The organism is Gardnerella bretellae, assembly GCF_048545135.1.
Lineage (GTDB): Bacteria > Actinomycetota > Actinomycetes > Actinomycetales > Bifidobacteriaceae > Bifidobacterium > Bifidobacterium greenwoodii.
In genome coordinates, this window is record NZ_JBKQXU010000001.1 from 230,946 (window position 1) to 251,819 (window position 20,874).

Genomic DNA, 20,874 nt, shown 5'->3' on the forward strand with positions numbered 1-20,874 from the left:
GTTATCGTTTAGCTAGGGGAGAGTGATAATGGTCGAAGGTGTTCCTAAATACATTGCTGTGCGAGATAATCTTCGCGCTCGCATTGATTCTATGGAAGCAAACGAACAATTGCCTCCCGAAATTGAATTGTGCAAGCAGTACAACGTTAGTCGCATTACGTTGAGGCATGCTGTAGACACACTTATTGCAGAAGGCTTGTTAGTGCGTGAGCAGGGTAGAGGAACATTCCGTGCGCCTGAAATTATTAATAGTCGTAATAAAGTGTTTATTTCGGATCGTGCGCAAGGTTTTTACGAGCAAAGGTATTCAAGCGACTCTGTTATTACAATAAAAGTTTTAGAAAATGATGTTGTTCATGATGAAGATGCTGCTACGCAATTAGGCTTAAAGCCAACGGATGAGCTTATTTGCCTAAAGCGTTTGCGATATGTAGACGGTGTGCTTTCACGCTACAGCGTTCTGTATTTACCTGCTTCGCGTTTTCCAAAGGTGTTGACTCATGATTTTTCAGAGGAATCTTTATCTGATTTCTTGAATAAAGCATATGCTGTTGAGCTTGTTGAAAGCGAAGTGTCAGTTTATGTTGAAAAACTGTGTGGCAGACTTGCTATAATACTTAATCTTGAAGACGGCACTCCTGCAATTGCAGCTAAATCAACAGTAAAAGATAGGTTTGGTGCGATTATTGCTTTTGGTGCTGCTATATATACGCCAAATTCTGGTGAGATTACTTTCCATTTGCATGCTAATTCGTAAATTTTGCATTGTGTTAGCATGAAGTTTTGTAATTGCCTGTAGAATTTTCTGCAGGCAATTTTCGTATAAGCCATTTGTGTTTGGTTTTGGGCTATAACCCTTGGTTTTCAGTTTTATATTCTGCCGGTTGTTTTGAAAAACAAAAAAGTCTTGCCGATTTCTCAGCAAGACTTATTTCGTGTCCGGAGCGGGACTTGAACCCGCACGCCTGTACAAATAGGCACTAGCACCTCAAGCTAGCGCGTCTACCATTCCGCCACCCGGACAGGTGTTTTAGACAACAGATAAGACTATAACATCTTTTTTGAGTCTTTGCTTCGGCGTGTTGAAAAATTTATGCTTTTTTGTTTTAGTAAAGCATAAATTGCTTTATATCTGCCTTATATTAAGCCATTTTTTGCCGCAAAATTTCCGTCGCTACTTGGTTGAAAATCAACAATATTAATCTGTTTATTTGTTGTATTTCCATCTAAATCAACGAATGAATGTTGTGGAATAGTGGAAGTGTCATGGTTTGGGTAGTCTCTTCTAAAGAATGATCCGCGTGACTCATGTCTACAAAGCGATGCCTTTAATACTGCTTGTGCAAGCGTTGACATATTGCTTATTTCCCATATTGCTGTAAGTTCTTGATTAAAAATTAAATCTTTACTATGAAGCTTTAAATTTTTTATTTTAGGAAGTAATGAAGCGCGAATTTCTTGTAAAGCTGAGTTAAGTGACTTTTCGTCGCAAGATATTGCAGCAGCTTTTTCCATAATTGTTCCAAGTTCTGAAAATAGTGCATAAGGATTATTTTCTTCGCTTGTATCTGCAGAATTACTTAGGGTATTTATATTATTTTCTGTACCATCTTGCTCAGAATTATCTTCTTTAGTAAGCGTTTTAATCTCAAAAATTTTTTGATCATATAATTTTTCTAGTTCTGTGCATGTTTTGTTGCACTCACTGTTTTTGTTGTGTTCACTGTTTTTGTTGCAATCGCAGTTTTCGTCGCATTCGCATTTGCTACCAGAAATATCGTTAAGTTCTTTTGCCATTGCAATGCCAGCGCGTTTTCCAAAAAGGCAAGCGTCAAGCAAAGAATTTCCTCCCAAGCGATTAGCCCCATGAACTCCAACACAAGAACATTCGCCAGCTGCGTATAATCCTTGAATAATAGTTTGATTATTGTTGTGCCACGTGTAAACTTCGCCATCTAAAGTAATAGGTATTCCGCCCATTGTGTAGTGCGCTGTTGGGCGAATAGGAACTAAATCTTTAGAAGGGTCAATATTAGCGTATTGTTCTATTGTTTCGCTAACTTGCGGCAAAACTTCTTTCATGCGTTCTTTGCCAATATTTGTCATATCTAGCCAAACGCAATCGCATTTTGAGTCAGTATTATAATCGCTTGTAGTGTCTTTAACACCGCGGCCTTCTAGAATTTCATTTTCAATAGCTCGAGAAACAATATCTCGCGGAGCTAGATCTTTATGAACTGAATCATAATTTTTCATAAATGATTCGCCATTGGAATTTTTTAATACTCCACCTTCTGCTCGAGCTGCTTCAGAAAGTAGCATTCCGGTATGCCCAAGACCAGTAGGGTGGAATTGTATAAACTCACAATCTTCAATCTGCAAGCCTGCTTTCAAAGCTAATGACATTCCGTCGCCTGTTAAATCCCAAGAATTTGATGTTGTAGAAAATAGTCTTCCAGCTCCGCCTGTAGCAATAAGAACTAATTTTGCACGCATAGAGCGCAATTTGCCTTTGGTAAGATCAAAAGCTACAATGCCTTCAACTTTGTGTGATTCTTGGTCTATAGCAATATCTGTAACATATAAATCTTCAATAAAAGAGATGTTTTCAGCAACGCATTTTTGCCAAAGACTATACAAAATTTGATGACCAATCCTATCTGCAGCAAAAGCAGCACGCGCAATTGGTTGCTCACCAAAATTGGCAGTATGACCGCCGAAACGACGTTGGTTAATATGGCCATCTTTTGTGCGAGAAAATGCTACGCCATCATGTTCAAGCTGAATAATTGTTTCTGCAGCCTCTTTTGCAAGCAATTTAGCTGCATCCTGATCGCTTAACCAATCTCCGCCATGAACAGTGTCATAATAATGCCACTGCCAAGTATCGTGTTCAACGTTTCCTAGGCTTGCAGCGATTCCACCTTCTGCTGATCCTGTATGAGATCTTAAAGAAGGTATTTTAGAAATCACTTTTATTGAAGGAGATTTTCCTTGTTTTTTCAATGTTTTGTATTCGCAAGATTGAACCAACCCAAGTGCTGCAGACAGTCCTGCTGCTCCGGCTCCAATAATAATTGCATCGTAGTATTCGCTTGATTGCATACTCTTATTTTCTCATAAGCATAGTCTTGCGGAATGCGTGTTATGCCACTTTTTGCTGCTTTATAACAAAATCTTCATTTTTTCTAAATATAGTTCCTTCCAACTCTAAAAGTGTGATTGCTCCAGAAACTTCTGCAATAGATGGAATTGTGTCTAATTCTTCTTTCTCGTATGAAAGCTTAATAATTTCATAAATGCTATCAATGTTTGAATTTTCACGTTTGCGCTTACATGTAAGAATCGCATTAATAATATGCTTTTGTATTTCAGTATAATTTTCTGATTCACTTGAATTTAATACTTGCTCTTCCTGAACATTGTAGGTTTTATCGCTATTATCAGAGTTGTTAAAAGAGTTGCTTTCTGCTGTTGTTTTACTACTAGCAGTTTTATTCAAAGCTCTCGCTATGTAATGGTGAGATTGTGGGAAAAGAATATCAACATCTTGTTGACCGCACACCATTATTGCTTGTGAATCGTGAATAATTTTATTGCATCCAGCGTTATGAGGTCGATTTATATCTCCTGGAATCGCATACAACTCGCGGTTTAAGTCTGTGGCCCATGTTGCAGTATTCAAAGCGCCTGATTGTAGTCTTGCTTGCGCTACAAGAACTTTTGAAGATAATGCTGCAATAATTCGGTTTCGTAATAGGAATCTGTGCCCAACTGGAGTAGTGTCGGGGCACAATTCGCTTATGCAAGCACCGCCTTTTTCTATAATTTCATCAAAAAGCTGAGAATTGCTTTGTGGGCCCATATGGTTCAATCCGCCTGCAAAAACTGCAATTGTTCTTCCGATTGGTTTGTTTTCGCCTGCATCTGTTTGAGCGTCAATTGCGCCCCAGTGGGCTGCTGCATCAATTCCATAAGCTCCGCCAGAAATAATAGTATGCCCTTTTGAAGCGCAGTCGTAAGCAAAACGATACGCTAATTCTCTTCCGTAATCTGTGCAAGATCTAGATCCTACAATTGCAAGCGGATTATGGCATTGAATAAGTGCTTGAGGGTTTCCAATACCCCACAGGCATAATGGTGGAGAAAAGTGGCTTTGAAAAGCCAGATCTTGTAATTGCTTTGGCCAATACTTACTGTGAGGTGCAATAATCCACTGCTTTCCTGAATTAGTGAACCATTTACATAATGCGTTTGGCTCCCAAGTTGGTAGATGTGTTAGTCTAACGCACCATTTTGCGAGAGTGTGGTGTAGTGCTTCTAAAGTTTGTGTATTGTTGTTGTCTCTGTATCCCCATGACTTTAATCCCTTATTAAAATACGATTCTAAAGTTGTTATTGAGTGGTGTTTGCTTATGTGCTTCCACATAGTAGATGTTAATTGTTGGCTTTTGCTGCGCTTGTCTTTAGATAAGCTAATATTATCCGCGTTTTCTTTAATAGCTTCTTCAATATTTTCTTGGGCTGTTTCTTCGCTAGTTTCTTCACTAATAATAGGAAGTTGCATTTGTTGAGCAGAAGATTCTTGCTGTTGGGCTAGGAAACTTTTAACAATAGGATGCAGCAGTTTTACAATATAGTTAGCATGCTGCGCTCCAAGTAAAAGCGTGTACATAATGGCGTCTGCTCCTTCTAAGCAGAACGTTAGTATTGCGCGAGAAAGTGTTTCCTCGTCAATTTCAATAACATTATCAATGCTATTTTCGCAATTTTTATTATTTATATTATTGAGATTGCTCATATTCGTGTCCTTAAACTAATGGCCTGAGCCATGTCTGTCATGTCTGGTGAAGTATGTCCAGAAAGATCTGCTAACGTCCAAGCAAGTCGCAACGCTCTATCTGCTCCTCTTAAACTTAATTGGTGTTTTTCTAATGCTCGATTAATAAGCCCAACAGCCTGTTTAGAAGTGTATTTTCGAAGCCATGTTCCTGAAGCTTGAGCATTGCAATCCCAACCTTGCTTGCTGAAACGAGTTCTAGCTACTTGACGTGCTTCTGTTACATTATTGCGCATCATTTCACTTGTAAGAGTTGTGCTCGCTTCTTTATTTGGCCCGTGAACTTGATTGTTTTGGTTTGGTATAACAATTCTTTCCACAGGTGGAACATCCATTTGAATATCAATGCGATCAAGAATAGGTCCAGAAAGTCTAGAAAAGTATCTAGCGCGTTCTCGCTCTTTGCATGTGCATCGCTCTCCGTTTCCATATGCGTAGCCGCAAGGACAAGGATTTGCTGCAATAACAAGCTGGAATTTAGCAGGATAAAGCGTAGTTCCTTTTGAACGCGAAATAGCAATATGGCCGGATTCCAGCGGCTCTCTAAGTGTTTGCAAAACTCTTGGTGAAAATTCTGGAGCCTCGTCCATGAACAGTACTCCGCAGTGTGCGCGAGTTATAATACCAGGTTTTGCAACTCCCGTTCCGCCTCCAATGAGTGAAGCTGCTGAAGCTGTATGATGTGGCGCTTCAAATGGTGGAATGTCACTAATGCCATAGTATGGTAGCGTGCCGCAAAGTGAACGAATAGATGCGACTTCAAGCTGTTCTTGTTCATTAAGAGGACACATAATGCTTGGTATTCGAGATGCGAGCATGGTTTTTCCGGATCCTGGAGGGCCAATCATCATAACGTGATGCCCTCCGGCTGCAGCAACTTGAAGAGCCCACTTTGTGTGTTCTTGCCCAATAACTTCGCACATGTCTCCAATCTCATATTTTGAATTGACTTGTAGTGGTGAAGCGCTTTGATCTTCTAATATTTCAGAGTGCTCACTATTTGTATTGTCTTGCCCATTTCGTTCTAAAACTTGCATGTGCTTATAAACTGGGTCTTCTTCAATAAGTTTTAGGGACTCTTCTTGCAAAGTTCCATGCAATTCGGTTACTAAATCATAAATATGATGTATTCCAATAGTCTCAATACCTTCTACTAATTGCGCTTCCGCAAGATTTTCTTGAGGAATAATCATGCGCTTAAAATGCTTCTTTTTTGCGTAAAGAGCAATAGGAAGCATTCCTTGTATTGGAAGAACTGTGCCGTCAAGATTTAGTTCTCCTAAAATAACGGTATTTTCAAGTTCAGAAAGTGGAATATATTTTTCGGCGCTTAAAATACTTGCTGCAATAGCAAGATCGTATGAAGATCCACTTTTAGGCATTGAAGCAGGAGACAAGTTTACTGTTACTCTACCTTCTGGCCATTTGCAGTGTAAGGCATGATGAGCTGACTTTACTCGTTCTCTAGCTTCGCTTAGAGAAGTGTCTGGAAGTCCTATTATTGAAAAGTTTGGCATATTGCCAGACATAAATGCTTGAAGTTTAATCGTAAAAGCTTTAAGTCCAATAAGTCCAACTGATAATGCGTTTCCAATACTCATTAGAATGCTCCTGGAATATGAGTGAATTGAATATTGCTGTTGTTATCTATTTCTTCTAGCGCTTGAATCATGCATGCAGAATCGCTGTACGTGTATTTGTTTATAACAAGAATTGATACTGCATCAAAACGAATACGGTATCTGGGTATGTCAGTGCCGAATTTTTCTATCCACTGCATGCCTGCTTTACGTAATTTATTACGCTTATCTTGGTTTATTGCTTCAAGTGGTGTGCCGCAACGTACGCTTCTTCGAGTTTTGACTTCCACGAAAACTAATTTTTGTTCCGGCGTAATCATAACTAAATCTAATTCTCCTTGACGCGAATGCCAGTTCCTGTCAATAACATGCCAACCTTGTTGCATTAGGCGCAAAGCGGCGTATGTTTCGCCAAGTTTTCCAAGCTCTTTGCTGTCAACAGAGTCTGATTGAAGCTCGTTTGACACTTGTTCAAGTTTTTCTTGTAAAAATACTTGAGCAGTCTCAGCGTCATCAATCTCGTCAAACGAGATAATTTCATCGTCAATAATGTGTTTTTGTGTAATCATGCTGCTATTTTCTGTTCTTATTGAGCAGTAATCCAGATTTTTTGAGCATTGTGGATAAAAGCTATATACGGCGTGTTGTATTAGAAATTCACTATATTTTCTGTATTTTTCTAAAACAAATTTCGCTATTTTTTGCAAATTGTTAATTCGTTATAGGTAATTTTGATAACCGTAGGTATGTACGAATGAACCATAATGGCATACTGTCGTTATCACTTAAATAAAAGTGTAAACAGAAAACAGAAAAGTAAGTGGATGCACAAAGCAAGCTGAAGCAAACTAATCTACTGTTTAAAAAGTTGAAAAACTGGAGGGGTATTATGAGCGCTACTGAAGAATTGCAAGGAAAGTATCATTTTGAAACATTGCAATTGCATGTTGGCCAAGAGCAGGCGGATCCGGCAACTGATTCTCGTGCAGTTCCTATTTATCAAACAACAAGCTACGTGTTCCATGATTTTGATCATGCTGCAGCTCGTTTTGATTTGCGCGACGCTGGAAATATTTATGGCCGCTTGACGAATTCTACTCAAGATGTTTTTGAGCGTAGAATTGCGGCTCTTGAAGGCGGAACTGCAGCTTTGGCTGTTGCTTCTGGTGCGGCCGCTGTAGACTATGCGGTTCGCAATATTACGCAGCAGGGCGATCACATCGTGTCTTCAAAGAATGTGTATGGTGGCACTTATAACCTGCTTCGTCACACTCTTCCTAGAGATGGTGTAACAACCACTTTTGTGGATCCTAAGAATCCTCAAAACTTCGAGGATGCAATTCAACCAAATACAAAGCTCGTATACTTTGAAACTTTTGGTAATCCTAATGCTGATTTGCCTGATTTTGAAGCTATCTCAGAGATTGCGCATCGACACAACATTCCTGTTTTTGTTGACAATACTTTCGCAACTCCATATCTTTTCCGTCCGCTTGAGCATGGTGCAGATATTGTAGTTGAGTCTGCTACGAAATTTATTGGCGGCCACGGCACAACTCTTGGTGGCATTATTGTTGAAGGCGGCAATTTTGATTGGGCTAAAGTTCCTGGAAAATTCCCAACTCTTACTGAAGCTGACCCTAGCTATCATGGTTTGAACTTCTATGAAGCTTTAGGATCTGTGGCTTTTGTGACTCGTATTCGTGCGATTATTTTGCGCGATACTGGCGCTTGCATTAGCCCGTTTGCTGCGTTCTTGCTTTTGCAAGGCACGGAAACTTTGAGCTTGCGAGTTGAACGTCACGTTGAGAATGCGTTGAAGGTTGTGAAATATTTGCAAACTGTGCCAGAAGTTGAATCTGTAAGTCATCCTTCTATTGAAGGTCGTTCTGATCACGAGCTTTATAAGCGTTACTTCCCGAACGGCGGCGGCTCTATTTTCACGTTTGATATTAAAGGTGGAAGGGATGCAGCTCGCGTATTTATTGACAATTTGCAGCTTTTCTCACTTCTTGCAAATGTTGCGGATGTAAAATCGTTGGTTATTCATCCTGCATCTACTACTCACTCTCAGGAAACTCCTGAAGAGTTGGAAGATCAGGGCATTCATGAGGGAACTATTCGCTTGTCTATTGGAACTGAACATATTGACGATATTCTTGCCGATTTGCAGCGCGGATTTGACGCAGTTCGTAAAGCAGGTCTTGCTTAAATAGAGAAAGCGAAAGTAAAAGTAAAAAATTATTAATTAAAAATATTCCTGAAGATCCATTACCATTTTATTCGGAGCGCATTCGTATTTGTATGCGCTCCGATTTTTTGTGTATATTCTTTAAATTTGCGCATCATACTTTAGGATGAGACGCTAATTTTTTCTAAATAATTTCCGCCTTACGTACGATGGTAATCAGCCGTATTTTCCCGTAAATTTAAGTATTAGCAATAGATAACTATGCGATTACTACTTTTTAAGAAAAGGAGCAGTTATGAACAGTCCGTACGAAGTAAGCTCATACGAGCAAGAAAATGATTTAGATTTTAGAGCAGATTTTAACCAAAACTTGATTGGTGAAACAGCGGTTGCAGCTTTGCATGTTGTTAAAGATTTTGGCAAGGGTGCAGGCATTGTTCACGCTTTGCGAGATGTTAGTGTAAGTTTTGAGCGTGGCAAGTTTACTGCGATTATGGGCCCTTCTGGTTCTGGAAAGTCAACTTTAATGCATTCTTTAGCTGGTCTTGACAGCGTTAATTCTGGAAAAGTTTTGGTAGATGGCCTAGATATTACAGGCATGAGCGATAAGCAGCTTACACTTATGCGACGCGAAATGGTTGGGTTCATTTTCCAAAGTTTTAATCTTCTTCCAATGTTTAGTGCTGAGCAAAATATTCTTATGCCTCTTACTTTGGCAGGCAAAAAGCCAGATAAGCAATGGTTTAATACTTTGGTTTTAACTCTTGGCTTGCAAGATCGCTTAAAGCATAGGCCTGCTGAGCTTTCTGGCGGTCAGCGACAACGCGTTGCAATTGCTCGAGCTTTAATCTCTAAGCCTTCCGTAGTTTTTGCAGATGAACCTACCGGAAATCTTGACTCTGCTTCCAGCTCAGAAGTTTTGCATTTTTTGAAGAAGTCTGTAACGGAACTTGGTCAAACTGTAATTATGGTTACGCATGATGCTGTTGCAGCCTCTTATGCGGATCGAGCAATCGTGTTTGCAGATGGTCAAATCGTTGAAGACGTACAAAATCCTACTGCAGAAGGCATGAGCAAGATGCTTATGGAACGCAGCGAAGCTGGTATTAATAATCAGCCTGCTCAATTGCAATAAAAGGTGGTGAAGTTAGAATGTGGAAAATCGCACTAAAACTTATGCGTAAAAGCGTGCGCATGCTAATCGCCTCTGGAATTGCAATTCTTATAGGCAGCATGTTTATGAGCGCTACTTTGCTTTTTGTAAATAGTGTTGACGACTTGATGGTTCGAAACGCAACGGAAGAATTCCATAGCGCAAATTATGCAATCTCATCTAAAAGCTCTAACAGTTCTCCGAATAGTGGAATTCATTATAAAGACCTTCATTTAGACAAAATATCGAAGATGCCTGGTGTCAAAGGCATTCGCAGTGACGATGCTAGTGCGCTTGTAAGAGTGGAAAAAGGTGATAAATCAGCTACGAGTATTGCTTGGTCTAGTGGTTTGTATGGAAATCTTCCTGTGTATAAATCAACAGAAGGTAGGGAACCGCAAAAAATAGGCGAAATTACGCTTATTAAAAGTATTGCTAAATCAATACATGCAAACGTTGGCGATACTATAACTTTGGTTAAAGTAGATGACACTGGCGGAGATAAAGAAAAATCGTACGATGTTCGTGTGGTTGGTCTTGTAGACGATGGAGAACATTCTCAAATACCAGTTTCAAATCGCGGCACATATCTTGGTGGCGTAACGAATGATTTTTGTGCAAAACTCAATAATCTTAAGAATTTTGACAATGAAGTTGTGCAAAGCAAAGTATACATGAGTATTGATGAATCTAAAATAAACGATTTATCTCCTAAGATTAGCGCTTTGCTTCCAGAGCAATTTTCTCTTATGTCTAGGCACGAAGTTGGTGTAAGAGCTGTTCGAAATGTGTCCAACGGCACTAATTTTGTAACCATGTTCTTGCTATCTTTTGGTGTTCTAGCATTGCTTATTTCTTCGCTTGTTATAGCAAACACATTCCAAGTTTTGGTTGCTCAACGCAGACGCACTCTTGCACTTTTGCGCGTAATCGGCGCACAATCGCACCAGCTTTATGCTGCAGTTTTGCTTGAAGCTGCAATACTTGGAGTTATTTCTGCTGCTGTTGGCGTGCTTTGCGCAATAGGATTTATGGGCGCAATTAGTAACGTGAATATTAATTCTGGATCGTTATCTAAGATTCCTTTGATTGTTTCACTTCCAGCGGTTGTGTGGCCAATAGTAATTGGCGCGATTGTAACAGTTCTTGCGTCTATGAGTGCTGCTCGATCTGCTACAAAAGTAACGCCTATGGAAGCGCTACGACCAATGGATTTGATTAAAGATAAGCGTGCAAGCATTCTTCGCGCTGTTCTTGGCGTTCTGTTTATTGTTGTAGGTATTTTAGCTACGGCTTTAAGTGCTACTTCTTTAGCAAGCATGATTGCTCAGCAGTCGCCTAATGCTGGTGCTGACTCTTGGAGGACTTTGCTCGGGGCAGTGTTTGGATGCGCGCTTGTGTTTATTGGAATTATTATTACAGCAACATTCTGGATGCCGTTTGCAATGAAGGCAACTGGAGTAATTATGGCACTTTGTGGGCCTGCTTCTAAAGTTGCCAACGCAAACGTGCAACGAAACCCTAGAAGAGTTGCAGCAACTGGAACGGCTTTGCTTATTGGTGTAACGCTTGTTTCAACAGTAGTAACTGGCGCAATCTGCGGTAAAGCAACTCTTAAAGGTGTTGTTGATGACCGTTACAGTGTTGACATTATTATTCAAGGCAAGAATGTTGATGAATCTTTAGCTGCCGATATTTCAAAGATTACTGGAATAAAGCATACTGAGTTGCTTCCTGCAGTTCCTATGATTTTTAAGAACGCTAAGGGCAAAACTGAGTACGCTATGGCAGCTGGAGTTGATAATGTAAATCAACTTAGAAATGTAATGCACACTGACCTTGATGGCGTCAATATAAACAAAGATTCTGTGCTTTTGCCTAAGTTTAATGATGAAGGTGGAAAGCCTTTTGATCTTAAAAAAGGAAACCTTAATCTAAAAGCTTACGTAGAAAAGTACAGTTCTGGTGAAACAGACAGTAATAATATTACGCCATTTACTGGCATGAATACAGACTATAGTAATAACGATAAGAGCATTACTGTAAAGCAAGTTCAGTTTAAGACGTATCGAAATATTGGTGTGTATTCAAATAATACTGCTTTTGTGAGCAAATCCTACTTCAATAACTACCTTAAGCCTACAACGCATATTCTGCTTATTTCGGTAGATTCTAGCAAAGCTAATCTTGTAGATATTGCTAAAAACATTCAAAATGTTACATCTAGCTATGCGGAGGTTATGTCTACTGGAAGCGTGTTTGAGCGTGCAAAGTGGGAGAGTGCTATCGATGCAATGATGATGGTGCTTGTTGGCTTAATAGCAGTAGCCGTTGTGATTGCTTTAATAGGCGTTGCAAACACATTAAGCTTGTCTGTTATTGAGCGAACTAAAGAATCTGCAACTTTGCGCGCAATAGGCATGACAAGGGGACAGGTTAGAAGGTCGCTTGCGTTGGAAGCAACGTTGATTTCCTTAACAAGCACTGTTTCAGGCTTGATTGTTGGAACGGCGTTTGGGTGGATTGGGTCCTACATGGTGTTTAGCGTAATTGGCAAAGTTCCGTTTGTAGTTGATTGGACTATTTACGCGGTTCTTGCTCTAATCGCTTTGCTTGCAGCGCTTCTTTCCAGCGTGCTTCCAGCTCGTAGAGCGGTGAAGTCTTCGCCAGTAGTTGCGCTCGCGGAGGACTAAATTTCACAAAAACTATATGTGAAAGATAGTCTGTAGAAGTTAAGTTGCAGAAAATAAAGATAATGCCGGTGTGTAAATTTTACGTGCCGGCATTATCTTTTTCTTAAGCGTCTTCGACACGCAGAAAAAATTTGTATTATCGTTATTATTTTTTTATTAAAATGTGTGCATAATTATGCGAAGATTATAATATTATGTATAGAAATGGCATTTTTTATTAAAGATATTCAAAAATAATACGATTATTATTCATAATGACAAGTTTTGCCGGAAATTTTCCGAATAAATAGCGTTGAAAATGTATTTATTTCTTTGTTATGCTCAAAATGACTGCTGACATAAGTTAGACATGAAGGCCGCTACGAGCAAGGAGTAGAAAATATGGTAACGGTCAATAAAAAATCTGCCGCAGCAATTGCAGGAATCTTATTGTTAATGCAAAGCCCAATGCCAGCGTGGGCGCAAGATGCTGCTGATGAAGTACAGAATGTACCAGCTCAAACAGAGGCGACTGTTAAAGCGTCTACTGAAGAAGCAATTGAAAAAGCTGAAGAGCAAGTTCAGCAATTAGAAGATCAAATTGAAGCGTATAAGAAAAAAGTTGTAGAATTTGACGATCTTTTAAGTAAAATCTCTGAAACTGAAAAAATAGCTGAAAACGCTGTGAAAGATAAGGAAAAGGAACTTCTAGAAGCTCAAAATGCACTTAAAATGGATTCCGAAGCTGCAAAAGCAAAGGTTGCGGAATTTGAAAAATCCAAAAGAGAAAAAGAGAGCGATCTTACCGGATTAAAAGAAGCATACGAACTTTTAAAAAAGCAATATGATAATGCAAAATTAGCTCTTGATGGTTTGCAAAATGACGAAGAAGAAAAAAGTCAAACAAAAGAAAGAGCTGCATCTAGCATAAAGCAGTATGAATCGCAGATTTCAAATCTTCACAAAGAAGTAGATTCTCTTAAGGAATCTATTGCAAGTGATTCTGCTCAAGTTAAAGAGTATGAAACAAAAATGACTGATTTAGAATCTGCATTAGATAAAGCTGTTAAAGAAAATAATGGTGATATTGATTCTATAAATAATCAGCTTAAAAAAGTTTCTGATGATCAAGCTTTGCTTTTTAAAAAAATCGAAAAAGATAAGAAATCTGTAGCTGATAAAGAAAAAACTGTGAAAGAATTAGAATCTCTTTTCAAAACAGCGCAGCAAGAATTTGAAAAAGCAGATGAAGAACTTAAAAAGATTAAAGATCAAATTGATAAGTCTAAAAAAGATGTAGCCAATAAGCTCGAAGTTTCTAACAGTAAAGATTCTGAAGTAAAGAAAGCAGAGTCTGAAATAAAGCTTCTTGATAATATTATTGAGAACTATAAGTCAGTTGGTAAAGGTGATGAGCTAAGCCAAAAAATTGAATCACTAAAACGTGTTATTGCTGGTGTTAAAGCATTAAAAAATAATCAGCCTGATGCAAGAGCCAATAACAATAAGCAAAAGAAGCAAGTTGAAGATTCTTTAAGAGCCGCAGAAACGAAGCTTGAGGAAGCTAGAGTTAAAGTTGCTACTCTCAAAGCTCAATTGGAACAGGAAAAAGTTCAAAAGAATCAGCAAAATGGTAGCAGTTCTGCTGGTAATAATGAGGCAAAAGAATCTGAAAAACAGACTGCTCCTAGTGTTCCAGCACCTTCTGATTCTGAATCTAAAGAGCGTGTTTCTCCAGCACCTGCACCTCCATTAGCAGGTGCTCCGAAAGTAGCTGCTCCTTCTCCTGCAGTACCTGAAGCTAAGATCCCAGCTCCGTCTGTTAAAGCTCCAGCTATGCCATCTGCTCCTGTTACTCCTGCAGCCCCAGTAGTGCCAGCAGTTCAAGTTGAAGATAATTCAGCTCCTGCTGTTTCTGAAGATGCTACAGATAAGCAGTCAAAGCCTGTTGAAAGCAAGACTGAAAGCAAGACTGTTGAAAGCAAGCCTGTTGAAAGCAAGTCTGTTGAATCTGCAAAGCCTTCTGCAAAGCCTTCTGAATCTAATGTGGCTAAGGAAAACGTTAAAACTGCGGAAACCACGGAAACTTCTAAAACTGCAGAAAGTGCGGAAACTTCCGAAAATAATGATGTTCAGGATCGTCCTGCTAACGAAACTGACGAAAAGATTTCGGATACTGAAAGCGAAAAGCCACAAGCTCAAGCTAGTGCTACATCCGAGAACAAGTCTTCTGGCAATATGCTTAGCACTATAATGTTGGGTGTTTTGGGTGCGCTAACCATTTCTGGTGCGGCTGCTGCAGGCGTAACATTTATGCGTCACCGTCGCTTACCGAAAGCATAAATTAAAAAGCTATTAGGTATGTTGATAATTTAAATTTGCGGCTATTTGTGCCTTATGCATAAATAGCCGCATTTTTATATGTTTTGTATGGAGTTTATTGGTTTTGCAGTGGTTTATTCTTCATAAGAATAATGTAAAACGTACCCACCTAATCAGCCTTTGGCATCAATACGACACTCTCGACGTGGATTGAGAGAACTCCTAGTATAGCTACACTTTTTTGAGTGCACACTATGGATAGTGGGTGCACCTTTTAAAGATAGGAAAAGCTATCGTTAAAAGGTTTACAATTAGTATCCTATCACTTAAATTTTATATCCGGATAATCATAATTACATGTATATATGCACCTATTTATAAGTTTTATTGTATAACACTGTTTTTTCTGTTTATTCATATTATTCATATAATTAACAATTTCTGTTTTATTAATATATTTTCCTGTGCTTGGTTTTTTTAATGCTGACCAATAATTTAAGTCAATAAAATTATTAAATTCAAATTTGTCTTCCCACTTAAATTCGCAATTCCATAGTCTATAAAGCCAATCAGAGTAGTCTTTTTTACGGCCTCCTGCATAACATAAATTATCAAGATAATCAATTGATAATATGATTCGTATCAAATCAACAATCAAAATATTCCTTTTATTATCTAACTCTTTATGCTCAAGTATTGCTTTATCATTAATAAATTTCTTTATAGGATATGAAGATAATATTTTACAGGTATTATCAACAATAAAATTAAGGTCACGTTCAATGCCGCAATTGTGAGTAGTTTCCTCCCACTCCGATGTGCCATAATCAATTAGTTCTACTTTTGTAGGGACTAAGTAATTACCACTGCACGAACAATAGTTTAAAAAACCATTTTTATGATTAATGCTGTTCTGTTTCAAAAAGATTACATTGCCAACATTAATATCTCCATGTGTAATCTCACCACAATCGTTATCGACCAAATTATAACAAGAGTACAAAAAACCTAAAGCAGCATTTATTTCAATTTGTTTTATTAATCTTTTTTCTAGTGATTTTCTTTCCTCTAGCCATTCTTCTAGCGTAATGCCATCTAAATAATTCATAATGCAATACAGATATTTAAAACAGCCTACACTGACAGTTCCAGCATCAAATACAGAATGATTATATTTTGTCAAATTTATTTTCGCATTCTTTTTAATCTCCTTTAAATGCTTATCCTTATAAGATTCTTCATTATTTTTAAAAATTTTATAAACTTTAATAACAACAGACTGCTCTGTAACTTTATGCTTAGCTTTGAACACCGTAGCATTACAGCCGCTACCAAGTTTCTCAAATTCTTTATAATGACTAAATTCTTTTCTATTTTTTACTTGATCCAATGAAATACTTATTTTATTATTTTTGCATTTAGGAAAAATATTATATAAACACATTATTAACTCCTTGGAAATCTTGATGTTATTCAAACACTACACCAGAAAAACGCTTTATAGAAATTTTAGAAAAACAAATCAGAACACCACAAAAGAAAGTACTTAAAATTTGCTTTGTACTAAAACCTGATTTATCAGTACATCATTAGATAGAGTATTGCACTAGTCGTTATCATACTGATTCACTATAACGCAAAATTAAAAAAGGTAAATTATGACTTAGAATACGTAGACCTCTCAAAAGCGGTTAAAAATACAGGCGATCCTGAAAAATTTGTAGATTAACTTATTAGCGCTGGAAAAATGCGGGACATAAAGAAATATTACCATGTACATTTGCTGCATTAGGAATATGTATTCTTGGATATACTTGTATCTAAAAAAATTGATTCAATTGTTCATCTGTGATCTTATTTGAGAAAGCACAATCTAAAAGATCTCCAGTGGCGTTAATTCGAAACCTGGAATAAAAATCTCTGCAAAGCGGATCATAATCCACCCTATCTTTGTTAAATACAATATTAAATCCAATGGAAAGTCACCTTGACATTTACTCTCGAAAAGATTATCCTATATGTAAAGCTAGCTTTCCGTTAGGAAGGAGAATGTAATGTGAAAAATAGACTTGAACAAATTAGAAAAGAAAAAGGCATAACCCAGGAAGAACTTGCCGACGCACTCGAAGTATCAAGACAAACAGTCGGTTCTTTGGAAAATGGAAGATACAACCCGTCAATCATATTGGCATACAAAATTGCTAAGTACTTTGATTTAACAATAGAAGAAATATTTATCTACGAGGAAGATAAAAAATGAAAAAACAAAAAAACCAGAATTTTTGGTACATAGGATATGTAATAGGAATTTGCGGACTAATTCTTGCACTCACTCTTAAACTGAACGAATCCGTCGAAATTGTACTATCAGTTATTTTTGTTGCAACTATCTCACTTTCACACGTAAAAATCATGCACTATAAGATGATGGAAAAAGACCACACCTACAAAATAAATGTGAACGATGAAAGAAACGAGAAAATCAAAGATAAAGTAAATGCAACAATGGCATTCATACTAATGCACCTAATGGGAATAATTGCCATAATTGCATTTATCACAAAAGCATATTTGCCAGCTGCTTTTCTAGCTATTTCAGTCGCCTTTTCTCCATTAATCATGTTTTTTATCAACAAATATTATGAGAAAAAATATTAAAACCAGACCTAACCCGCTCATTTACTACTTATCACGCAACTTACCAACTTGCGTAAATTCCTTATCTCTAATGCGGAATTTTTTTATTCTCAAAGTTGCATCAGGCAAAGCGAATGAAAATGACCTTTACACTTGGATTAAAAACCACCAAGCCTAATACTCCAACATTACGAAGAATTTTTAGAATATGCCAAACTCTATTTCGTGCGATTGGTCAAAGTAGCGGACATAAAACACCACAACAGTATTACTTCACTACAGCTTTCCCATTCAAGCAATGCACAGCATAGTGAGCACATTCATCTGTTTTGAGCCCAATATTAGCTTTATTCTTATCAGTAACCTCGCTAATACCATTCTCACAATCTACTTCAAGGCTTGCACCCTTAGGTATTTCTCATTCTAAAACACTCGTACCATTTAACGTATCCACCATGCAAGAAGCAGAAGCCTTAACATTATTCGCCACAGCAGAACCAATATCATCGTGCGCGTTTAATGTCTCCAACAATATTCCCTCATAAACGAAGCAATTACCTGCAAATCTTCACCCTCATAATACTCAACAAGCAACTTCTTAAACTCAGGAACCTTATTTTCTGGAATAACCAACAAGCCTTTACCGTGAGAAATCAAATAATGATTCGCAAAAATCACAGAAGCCCTCTTATTCCCATCTAAAAATATCTGCGACTTCATACAATAAACGCATAATTCAATCGCAATATCAATAGGCTCTTTCCTTCCAACTTTACCTTCAACATTCTCACTATCTTCCTCACATTCAACAATATTCCTTATTTTTTCTTTAACATCTATTTCATTAGGAATAGGCGGAATATAAGTAGATCCACCAATAGCAACAGGAACACCCCTAATACGACCGCCGTCTAAGAAAAAACCCTCATTAACAAGCTTCGCTATATGACTGAGCATGTAATAATCAGACCTGCTTAATACAACATCCTCGTCTAAAATAAACTCCCAAGCATGCTTCAAATTCAAGATTTTTTGAACATCACTCGCAGAAACGCCAAACACTTTCCCGTTATCTATAATCTCTTCAGTTTGAGGAAAAGTAGTAGCAACGCCTTCCAAAACCGCCTGATCGTAAATATTCGCCTTTAAGTTAGCCCTTGCAAAAGCAATATTGTTCACCAAATCAGCAGATAACTCACTATTAGAATATCCAGCATTCGCAAGCTGCATTACTACAGCGCGAAGTTCCTTACGCAATTGCCTAGATTCACTTGCATTGCGAAGAAGAAGATTATACAAATCGTCCGAATATACACCAACATATGTAGACGTCAACTTTCCCGAAACGCGCTTTCTGGTGTATAAATATTTACCATCTCCACGATTTTTGATTTCAGGAGTACCATCATACGCAAGCAAACTCAAGCGAGCATTAATATCAGCCTTTTTTCTAAGTAATTCTTGCACATCATCATATTTTGCAGCCATATTCACACTCCTTTTTCACATAAATTGGGGAACATCTACTTAAATAAAATACCATTTTGTTCCCCAATAATCAATAATGTAGGGAACTTTTTTATGATTTTTACACCGATTTGTTCCCCAAAATATAAGCAACTAGAGTACGCAACCAGTAGGCTGAAAGGTAGCAAAATCACATCTAGAATCTCGAAAAGTAAGCTTAAATCCACCGCACGCTAAAACTTTTAACGATAGCCATCGCTAACCATTGCTACACAAGTGCAAATTTGCGCACAACGAGGAGCATTAATGTAGAGAGAGCAATCAGGTGATATAACTCCTGGATGTTGCTTTAGCTCTTCAACACAATCCTCCGTATGTGTCAAAATTTCTCTGAACTTTATGTCATACTCATAAAAGCAAACAAAATCACGCTTATCACTGCTACGCTGCCTTCGTGAAAACGGTACAGTATTTACCCAAGCTCCTTAAACCCCGTCTGCCAATGACCGCCAGATTTTAATCGGATATGATTATCCCAACTTTCAAAGTAAGATAAATTAACGTAAAATAAGTGAAAAATAGTCTGTCTATGACAGTAGGCATCCACTTGACTATATAAATTTAAGGAGGTTAGTTATGAAGAAATCTGTATATCAAGCTATACGATTATTCCTTTTTTCATTATTACTCCCTCTTTTAGGACTTATTATCAATTCTCTTAAATCACTCGATTGGGAAATTGTTTATGACTCACCCTTTTTACTCATTGTTATAGCTCATGCACTTGGTTTAACAAAAATTCTTCTTTACTCGATTGTTGTCAATCAAAAAACACTCGAAAACTTAGGAGTTTGTAAAACCATCGCTATCGCGCTTATCGCCCCTGCTATTGATTTATTGATATTACAAGAGTCTCCTCGGCAATTGGGTAGTAGCTGGACTTGCACGTACATTACATTTTTTATTACTCTTGAATGTATCCCAACTATAATTCCAATCATTGTTAAAGAGTTTTTACGAAGAAGAAACCAAAAGCACAAAGCCTAAAAAATACACCCACCTAATCTGCCCTTGAAATCAACACAACGCTCTCGACGTAATTAGTTGAAAGACAGAAGTCAAGCATGCAAAAGCTGTTGGGCTTCTTGTATAACAAATATAAAACTTGCTATGAGAGAAAACTCTGACAATTCACGTCTCATTAGACAGAGAAATCTTGTAAAATAGCTGTATTTTACGGCTTAACTAAGCCATTTTCGTAAGCAAAAACTACAGCCTGAACGCGGTCTCTAGCATCGATTTTTCCTAAAATATGCGCAACATGAGTTTTAACTGTTGGCAAGCTAATAAATAATTTGTCAGCAATTTCCTGATTTGAAAGTCCGTGAGCAATTTCAACAAGAACTTCGCGTTCTCTATCAGTAAGCTCTGGAATAACGGAAATTCCGTATGCGCAGCTTTGTGTTCCTTGTGCAGTTGAACTTGCTTGCGTAGCCGAATTTGCTTGTGCAGCGTAACTCGCAACGCTGTTTGCTTTAATATTTGTTGCTACTTTGCCTTGCTGAATCATATTTTCGATCAAACGTTTAGTAGCGGTCGGAGCAATAATTGCGTTTCCTTGATACACAGTTCGTATGGAATTGAGCAAAGTTTCCGGCTCTGTATCTTTAAGCAAAAATCCGGAAGCGCCAGCATGAATTGCAGCCATAACATATTCGTCTAAATCAAAAGTTGTTAAAATAATAATGCGAGTATTTTCGTTAGTTTTTTGCTGCAGAATCTTGCGAGTTGCCTCCAAACCGTCCATTACAGGCATTCGAACATCCATAAGAATAATGTCTGGATTTTGGCTTTTAGAAAGCTCCACAATTTGTGATCCGTTAGAAGCCTGAGATACAACGTGCATATCTTGCTGCGAATTTATTACCATCGCAAATCCTGCTCGCACAAGCTCCTGATCGTCTGCTATTGCAACGCGAATTACTTCATTGTTTTCCATATTTTCCATAGTA

The 20,874-nt window shown here is 37.9% G+C and carries 15 protein-coding genes, 1 tRNA gene and 2 pseudogenes; 8 read left to right on the forward strand and 10 right to left on the reverse strand.

Going from position 1 to position 20,874, the window contains the following annotated elements:
* Positions 1–28 precede the first annotated feature (28 nt).
* Entirely contained in the window at positions 29–757 is a 729-nt protein-coding gene (locus ACJV7B_RS00940; RefSeq protein ID WP_410314275.1) for a GntR family transcriptional regulator, read from the forward strand.
* A gap of 179 nt (positions 758–936) precedes the next feature.
* Here ACJV7B_RS00940 and ACJV7B_RS00945 read toward each other — a convergent pair.
* The 5 genes from ACJV7B_RS00945 to ACJV7B_RS00965 all read right to left on the reverse strand — a co-directional run bounded on the left by ACJV7B_RS00945 (position 937) and on the right by ACJV7B_RS00965 (position 6,989).
* A tRNA-Leu gene (locus tag ACJV7B_RS00945) sits at positions 937–1,023 on the reverse strand.
* A gap of 114 nt (positions 1,024–1,137) precedes the next feature.
* On the reverse strand, positions 1,138–3,105 hold the full coding sequence (locus ACJV7B_RS00950; protein ID WP_419388727.1) for an FAD-binding protein: 1,968 nt from the start codon (positions 3,103–3,105) through the stop codon (positions 1,138–1,140).
* Positions 3,106–3,145: 40 nt separating this feature from the next.
* On the reverse strand, positions 3,146–4,801 hold the full coding sequence (gene dprA, locus ACJV7B_RS00955; RefSeq protein ID WP_419388728.1) for a DNA-processing protein DprA: 1,656 nt from the start codon (positions 4,799–4,801) through the stop codon (positions 3,146–3,148).
* Positions 4,798–6,441, reverse strand: a complete 1,644-nt coding sequence (locus ACJV7B_RS00960) for a YifB family Mg chelatase-like AAA ATPase (RefSeq protein ID WP_419388729.1) — start codon at positions 6,439–6,441, stop codon at positions 4,798–4,800. Before ACJV7B_RS00960 ends, dprA begins: the two co-directional genes overlap by 4 nt.
* Entirely contained in the window at positions 6,441–6,989 is a 549-nt protein-coding gene (locus tag ACJV7B_RS00965; protein WP_308583228.1) for a YraN family protein, read from the reverse strand. Before ACJV7B_RS00965 ends, ACJV7B_RS00960 begins: the two co-directional genes overlap by 1 nt.
* A gap of 320 nt (positions 6,990–7,309) precedes the next feature.
* Between ACJV7B_RS00965 and ACJV7B_RS00970 the strand changes: the two genes are divergently transcribed.
* The 4 genes from ACJV7B_RS00970 (at position 7,310) to ACJV7B_RS00985 (ending at position 14,779) form a co-directional block, all read left to right on the forward strand.
* Entirely contained in the window at positions 7,310–8,632 is a 1,323-nt protein-coding gene (locus ACJV7B_RS00970) for an O-acetylhomoserine aminocarboxypropyltransferase/cysteine synthase family protein (RefSeq protein ID WP_419388730.1), read from the forward strand.
* Between the two features lie 274 nt (positions 8,633–8,906).
* A complete protein-coding gene (locus tag ACJV7B_RS00975; protein ID WP_004136014.1) occupies positions 8,907–9,746 on the forward strand; it encodes an ABC transporter ATP-binding protein in 840 nt (279 codons plus the stop codon).
* 17 nt (positions 9,747–9,763) lie between these two features.
* Positions 9,764–12,457, forward strand: a complete 2,694-nt coding sequence (locus tag ACJV7B_RS00980; protein ID WP_419388731.1) for an ABC transporter permease — start codon at positions 9,764–9,766, stop codon at positions 12,455–12,457.
* 381 nt (positions 12,458–12,838) lie between these two features.
* Positions 12,839–14,779 carry a coiled-coil domain-containing protein gene (locus tag ACJV7B_RS00985; RefSeq protein ID WP_419388732.1) on the forward strand — a complete coding sequence of 647 codons (1,941 nt, stop codon included), beginning with the start codon at positions 12,839–12,841 and terminating at the stop codon, positions 14,777–14,779.
* A 301-nt stretch (positions 14,780–15,080) separates the two neighbouring features.
* On the opposite strand, the gene ACJV7B_RS00990 is transcribed toward ACJV7B_RS00985, so the two are convergent.
* Complete coding sequence (locus tag ACJV7B_RS00990) at positions 15,081–16,202, reverse strand: protein kinase domain-containing protein (RefSeq protein WP_419388733.1); 1,122 nt, start codon at positions 16,200–16,202, stop codon at positions 15,081–15,083.
* 612 nt (positions 16,203–16,814) lie between these two features.
* On the opposite strand from ACJV7B_RS00990, the gene ACJV7B_RS00995 reads away from it, so the two are divergent.
* Together ACJV7B_RS00995 and ACJV7B_RS01000 are read left to right on the forward strand one after the other, a co-directional pair.
* Positions 16,815–17,018, forward strand: coding sequence for a helix-turn-helix transcriptional regulator (locus ACJV7B_RS00995; protein ID WP_004134772.1), 204 nt, complete (start codon positions 16,815–16,817; stop codon positions 17,016–17,018).
* Positions 17,015–17,416, forward strand: a complete 402-nt coding sequence (locus ACJV7B_RS01000) for a DUF2178 domain-containing protein (RefSeq protein ID WP_419388734.1) — start codon at positions 17,015–17,017, stop codon at positions 17,414–17,416. Before ACJV7B_RS00995 ends, ACJV7B_RS01000 begins: the two co-directional genes overlap by 4 nt.
* Positions 17,417–17,663: 247 nt before the next feature.
* Here the strand turns inward: ACJV7B_RS01000 and ACJV7B_RS01005 are convergent.
* From ACJV7B_RS01005 to ACJV7B_RS01015, 3 genes and pseudogenes are all read right to left on the reverse strand, one after another.
* Positions 17,664–17,894: pseudogene (locus ACJV7B_RS01005) on the reverse strand (DUF4097 family beta strand repeat-containing protein); the annotation flags it as partial.
* Positions 17,895–17,911: 17 nt separating this feature from the next.
* On the reverse strand, positions 17,912–18,883 hold the full coding sequence (locus ACJV7B_RS01010) for a DUF6788 family protein (RefSeq protein ID WP_419388735.1): 972 nt from the start codon (positions 18,881–18,883) through the stop codon (positions 17,912–17,914).
* 221 nt (positions 18,884–19,104) lie between these two features.
* A pseudogene (locus ACJV7B_RS01015) lies at positions 19,105–19,308 on the reverse strand (DUF4417 domain-containing protein); the annotation flags it as partial.
* A gap of 190 nt (positions 19,309–19,498) precedes the next feature.
* On the opposite strand from ACJV7B_RS01015, the gene ACJV7B_RS01020 reads away from it, so the two are divergent.
* Entirely contained in the window at positions 19,499–19,909 is a 411-nt protein-coding gene (locus ACJV7B_RS01020) for a hypothetical protein (protein ID WP_004128465.1), read from the forward strand.
* Positions 19,910–20,096: 187 nt separating this feature from the next.
* Here the strand turns inward: ACJV7B_RS01020 and ACJV7B_RS01025 are convergent, their stop codons facing one another.
* On the reverse strand, positions 20,097–20,870 hold the full coding sequence (locus ACJV7B_RS01025; RefSeq protein WP_419388736.1) for a response regulator: 774 nt from the start codon (positions 20,868–20,870) through the stop codon (positions 20,097–20,099).
* Positions 20,871–20,874: the final 4 nt, after the last annotated feature.

What these genes read in the sequence shown, in the direction of transcription:
- ACJV7B_RS01020 (WP_004128465.1), top strand. Translation starts at nt 19,499, where the DNA reads ATGAAGAAATCTGTATATCAAGCTATACGATTATTCCTTTTTTCATTA.
- ACJV7B_RS00965 (WP_308583228.1), bottom strand. Translation starts at nt 6,989, where the DNA reads ATGATTACACAAAAACACATTATTGACGATGAAATTATCTCGTTTGAC.
- ACJV7B_RS01025 (WP_419388736.1), bottom strand. Translation starts at nt 20,870, where the DNA reads ATGGAAAATATGGAAAACAATGAAGTAATTCGCGTTGCAATAGCAGAC.
- ACJV7B_RS01010 (WP_419388735.1), bottom strand. Translation starts at nt 18,883, where the DNA reads ATGGCTGCAAAATATGATGATGTGCAAGAATTACTTAGAAAAAAGGCT.
- ACJV7B_RS00990 (WP_419388733.1), bottom strand. Translation starts at nt 16,202, where the DNA reads ATGTGTTTATATAATATTTTTCCTAAATGCAAAAATAATAAAATAAGT.
- ACJV7B_RS00975 (WP_004136014.1), top strand. Translation starts at nt 8,907, where the DNA reads ATGAACAGTCCGTACGAAGTAAGCTCATACGAGCAAGAAAATGATTTA.
- ACJV7B_RS00970 (WP_419388730.1), top strand. Translation starts at nt 7,310, where the DNA reads ATGAGCGCTACTGAAGAATTGCAAGGAAAGTATCATTTTGAAACATTG.
- ACJV7B_RS00950 (WP_419388727.1), bottom strand. Translation starts at nt 3,105, where the DNA reads ATGCAATCAAGCGAATACTACGATGCAATTATTATTGGAGCCGGAGCA.
- ACJV7B_RS01000 (WP_419388734.1), top strand. Translation starts at nt 17,015, where the DNA reads ATGAAAAAACAAAAAAACCAGAATTTTTGGTACATAGGATATGTAATA.
- ACJV7B_RS00960 (WP_419388729.1), bottom strand. Translation starts at nt 6,441, where the DNA reads ATGAGTATTGGAAACGCATTATCAGTTGGACTTATTGGACTTAAAGCT.
- ACJV7B_RS00980 (WP_419388731.1), top strand. Translation starts at nt 9,764, where the DNA reads ATGTGGAAAATCGCACTAAAACTTATGCGTAAAAGCGTGCGCATGCTA.
- dprA (WP_419388728.1), bottom strand. Translation starts at nt 4,801, where the DNA reads ATGAGCAATCTCAATAATATAAATAATAAAAATTGCGAAAATAGCATT.
- ACJV7B_RS00985 (WP_419388732.1), top strand. Translation starts at nt 12,839, where the DNA reads ATGGTAACGGTCAATAAAAAATCTGCCGCAGCAATTGCAGGAATCTTA.
- ACJV7B_RS00940 (WP_410314275.1), top strand. Translation starts at nt 29, where the DNA reads ATGGTCGAAGGTGTTCCTAAATACATTGCTGTGCGAGATAATCTTCGC.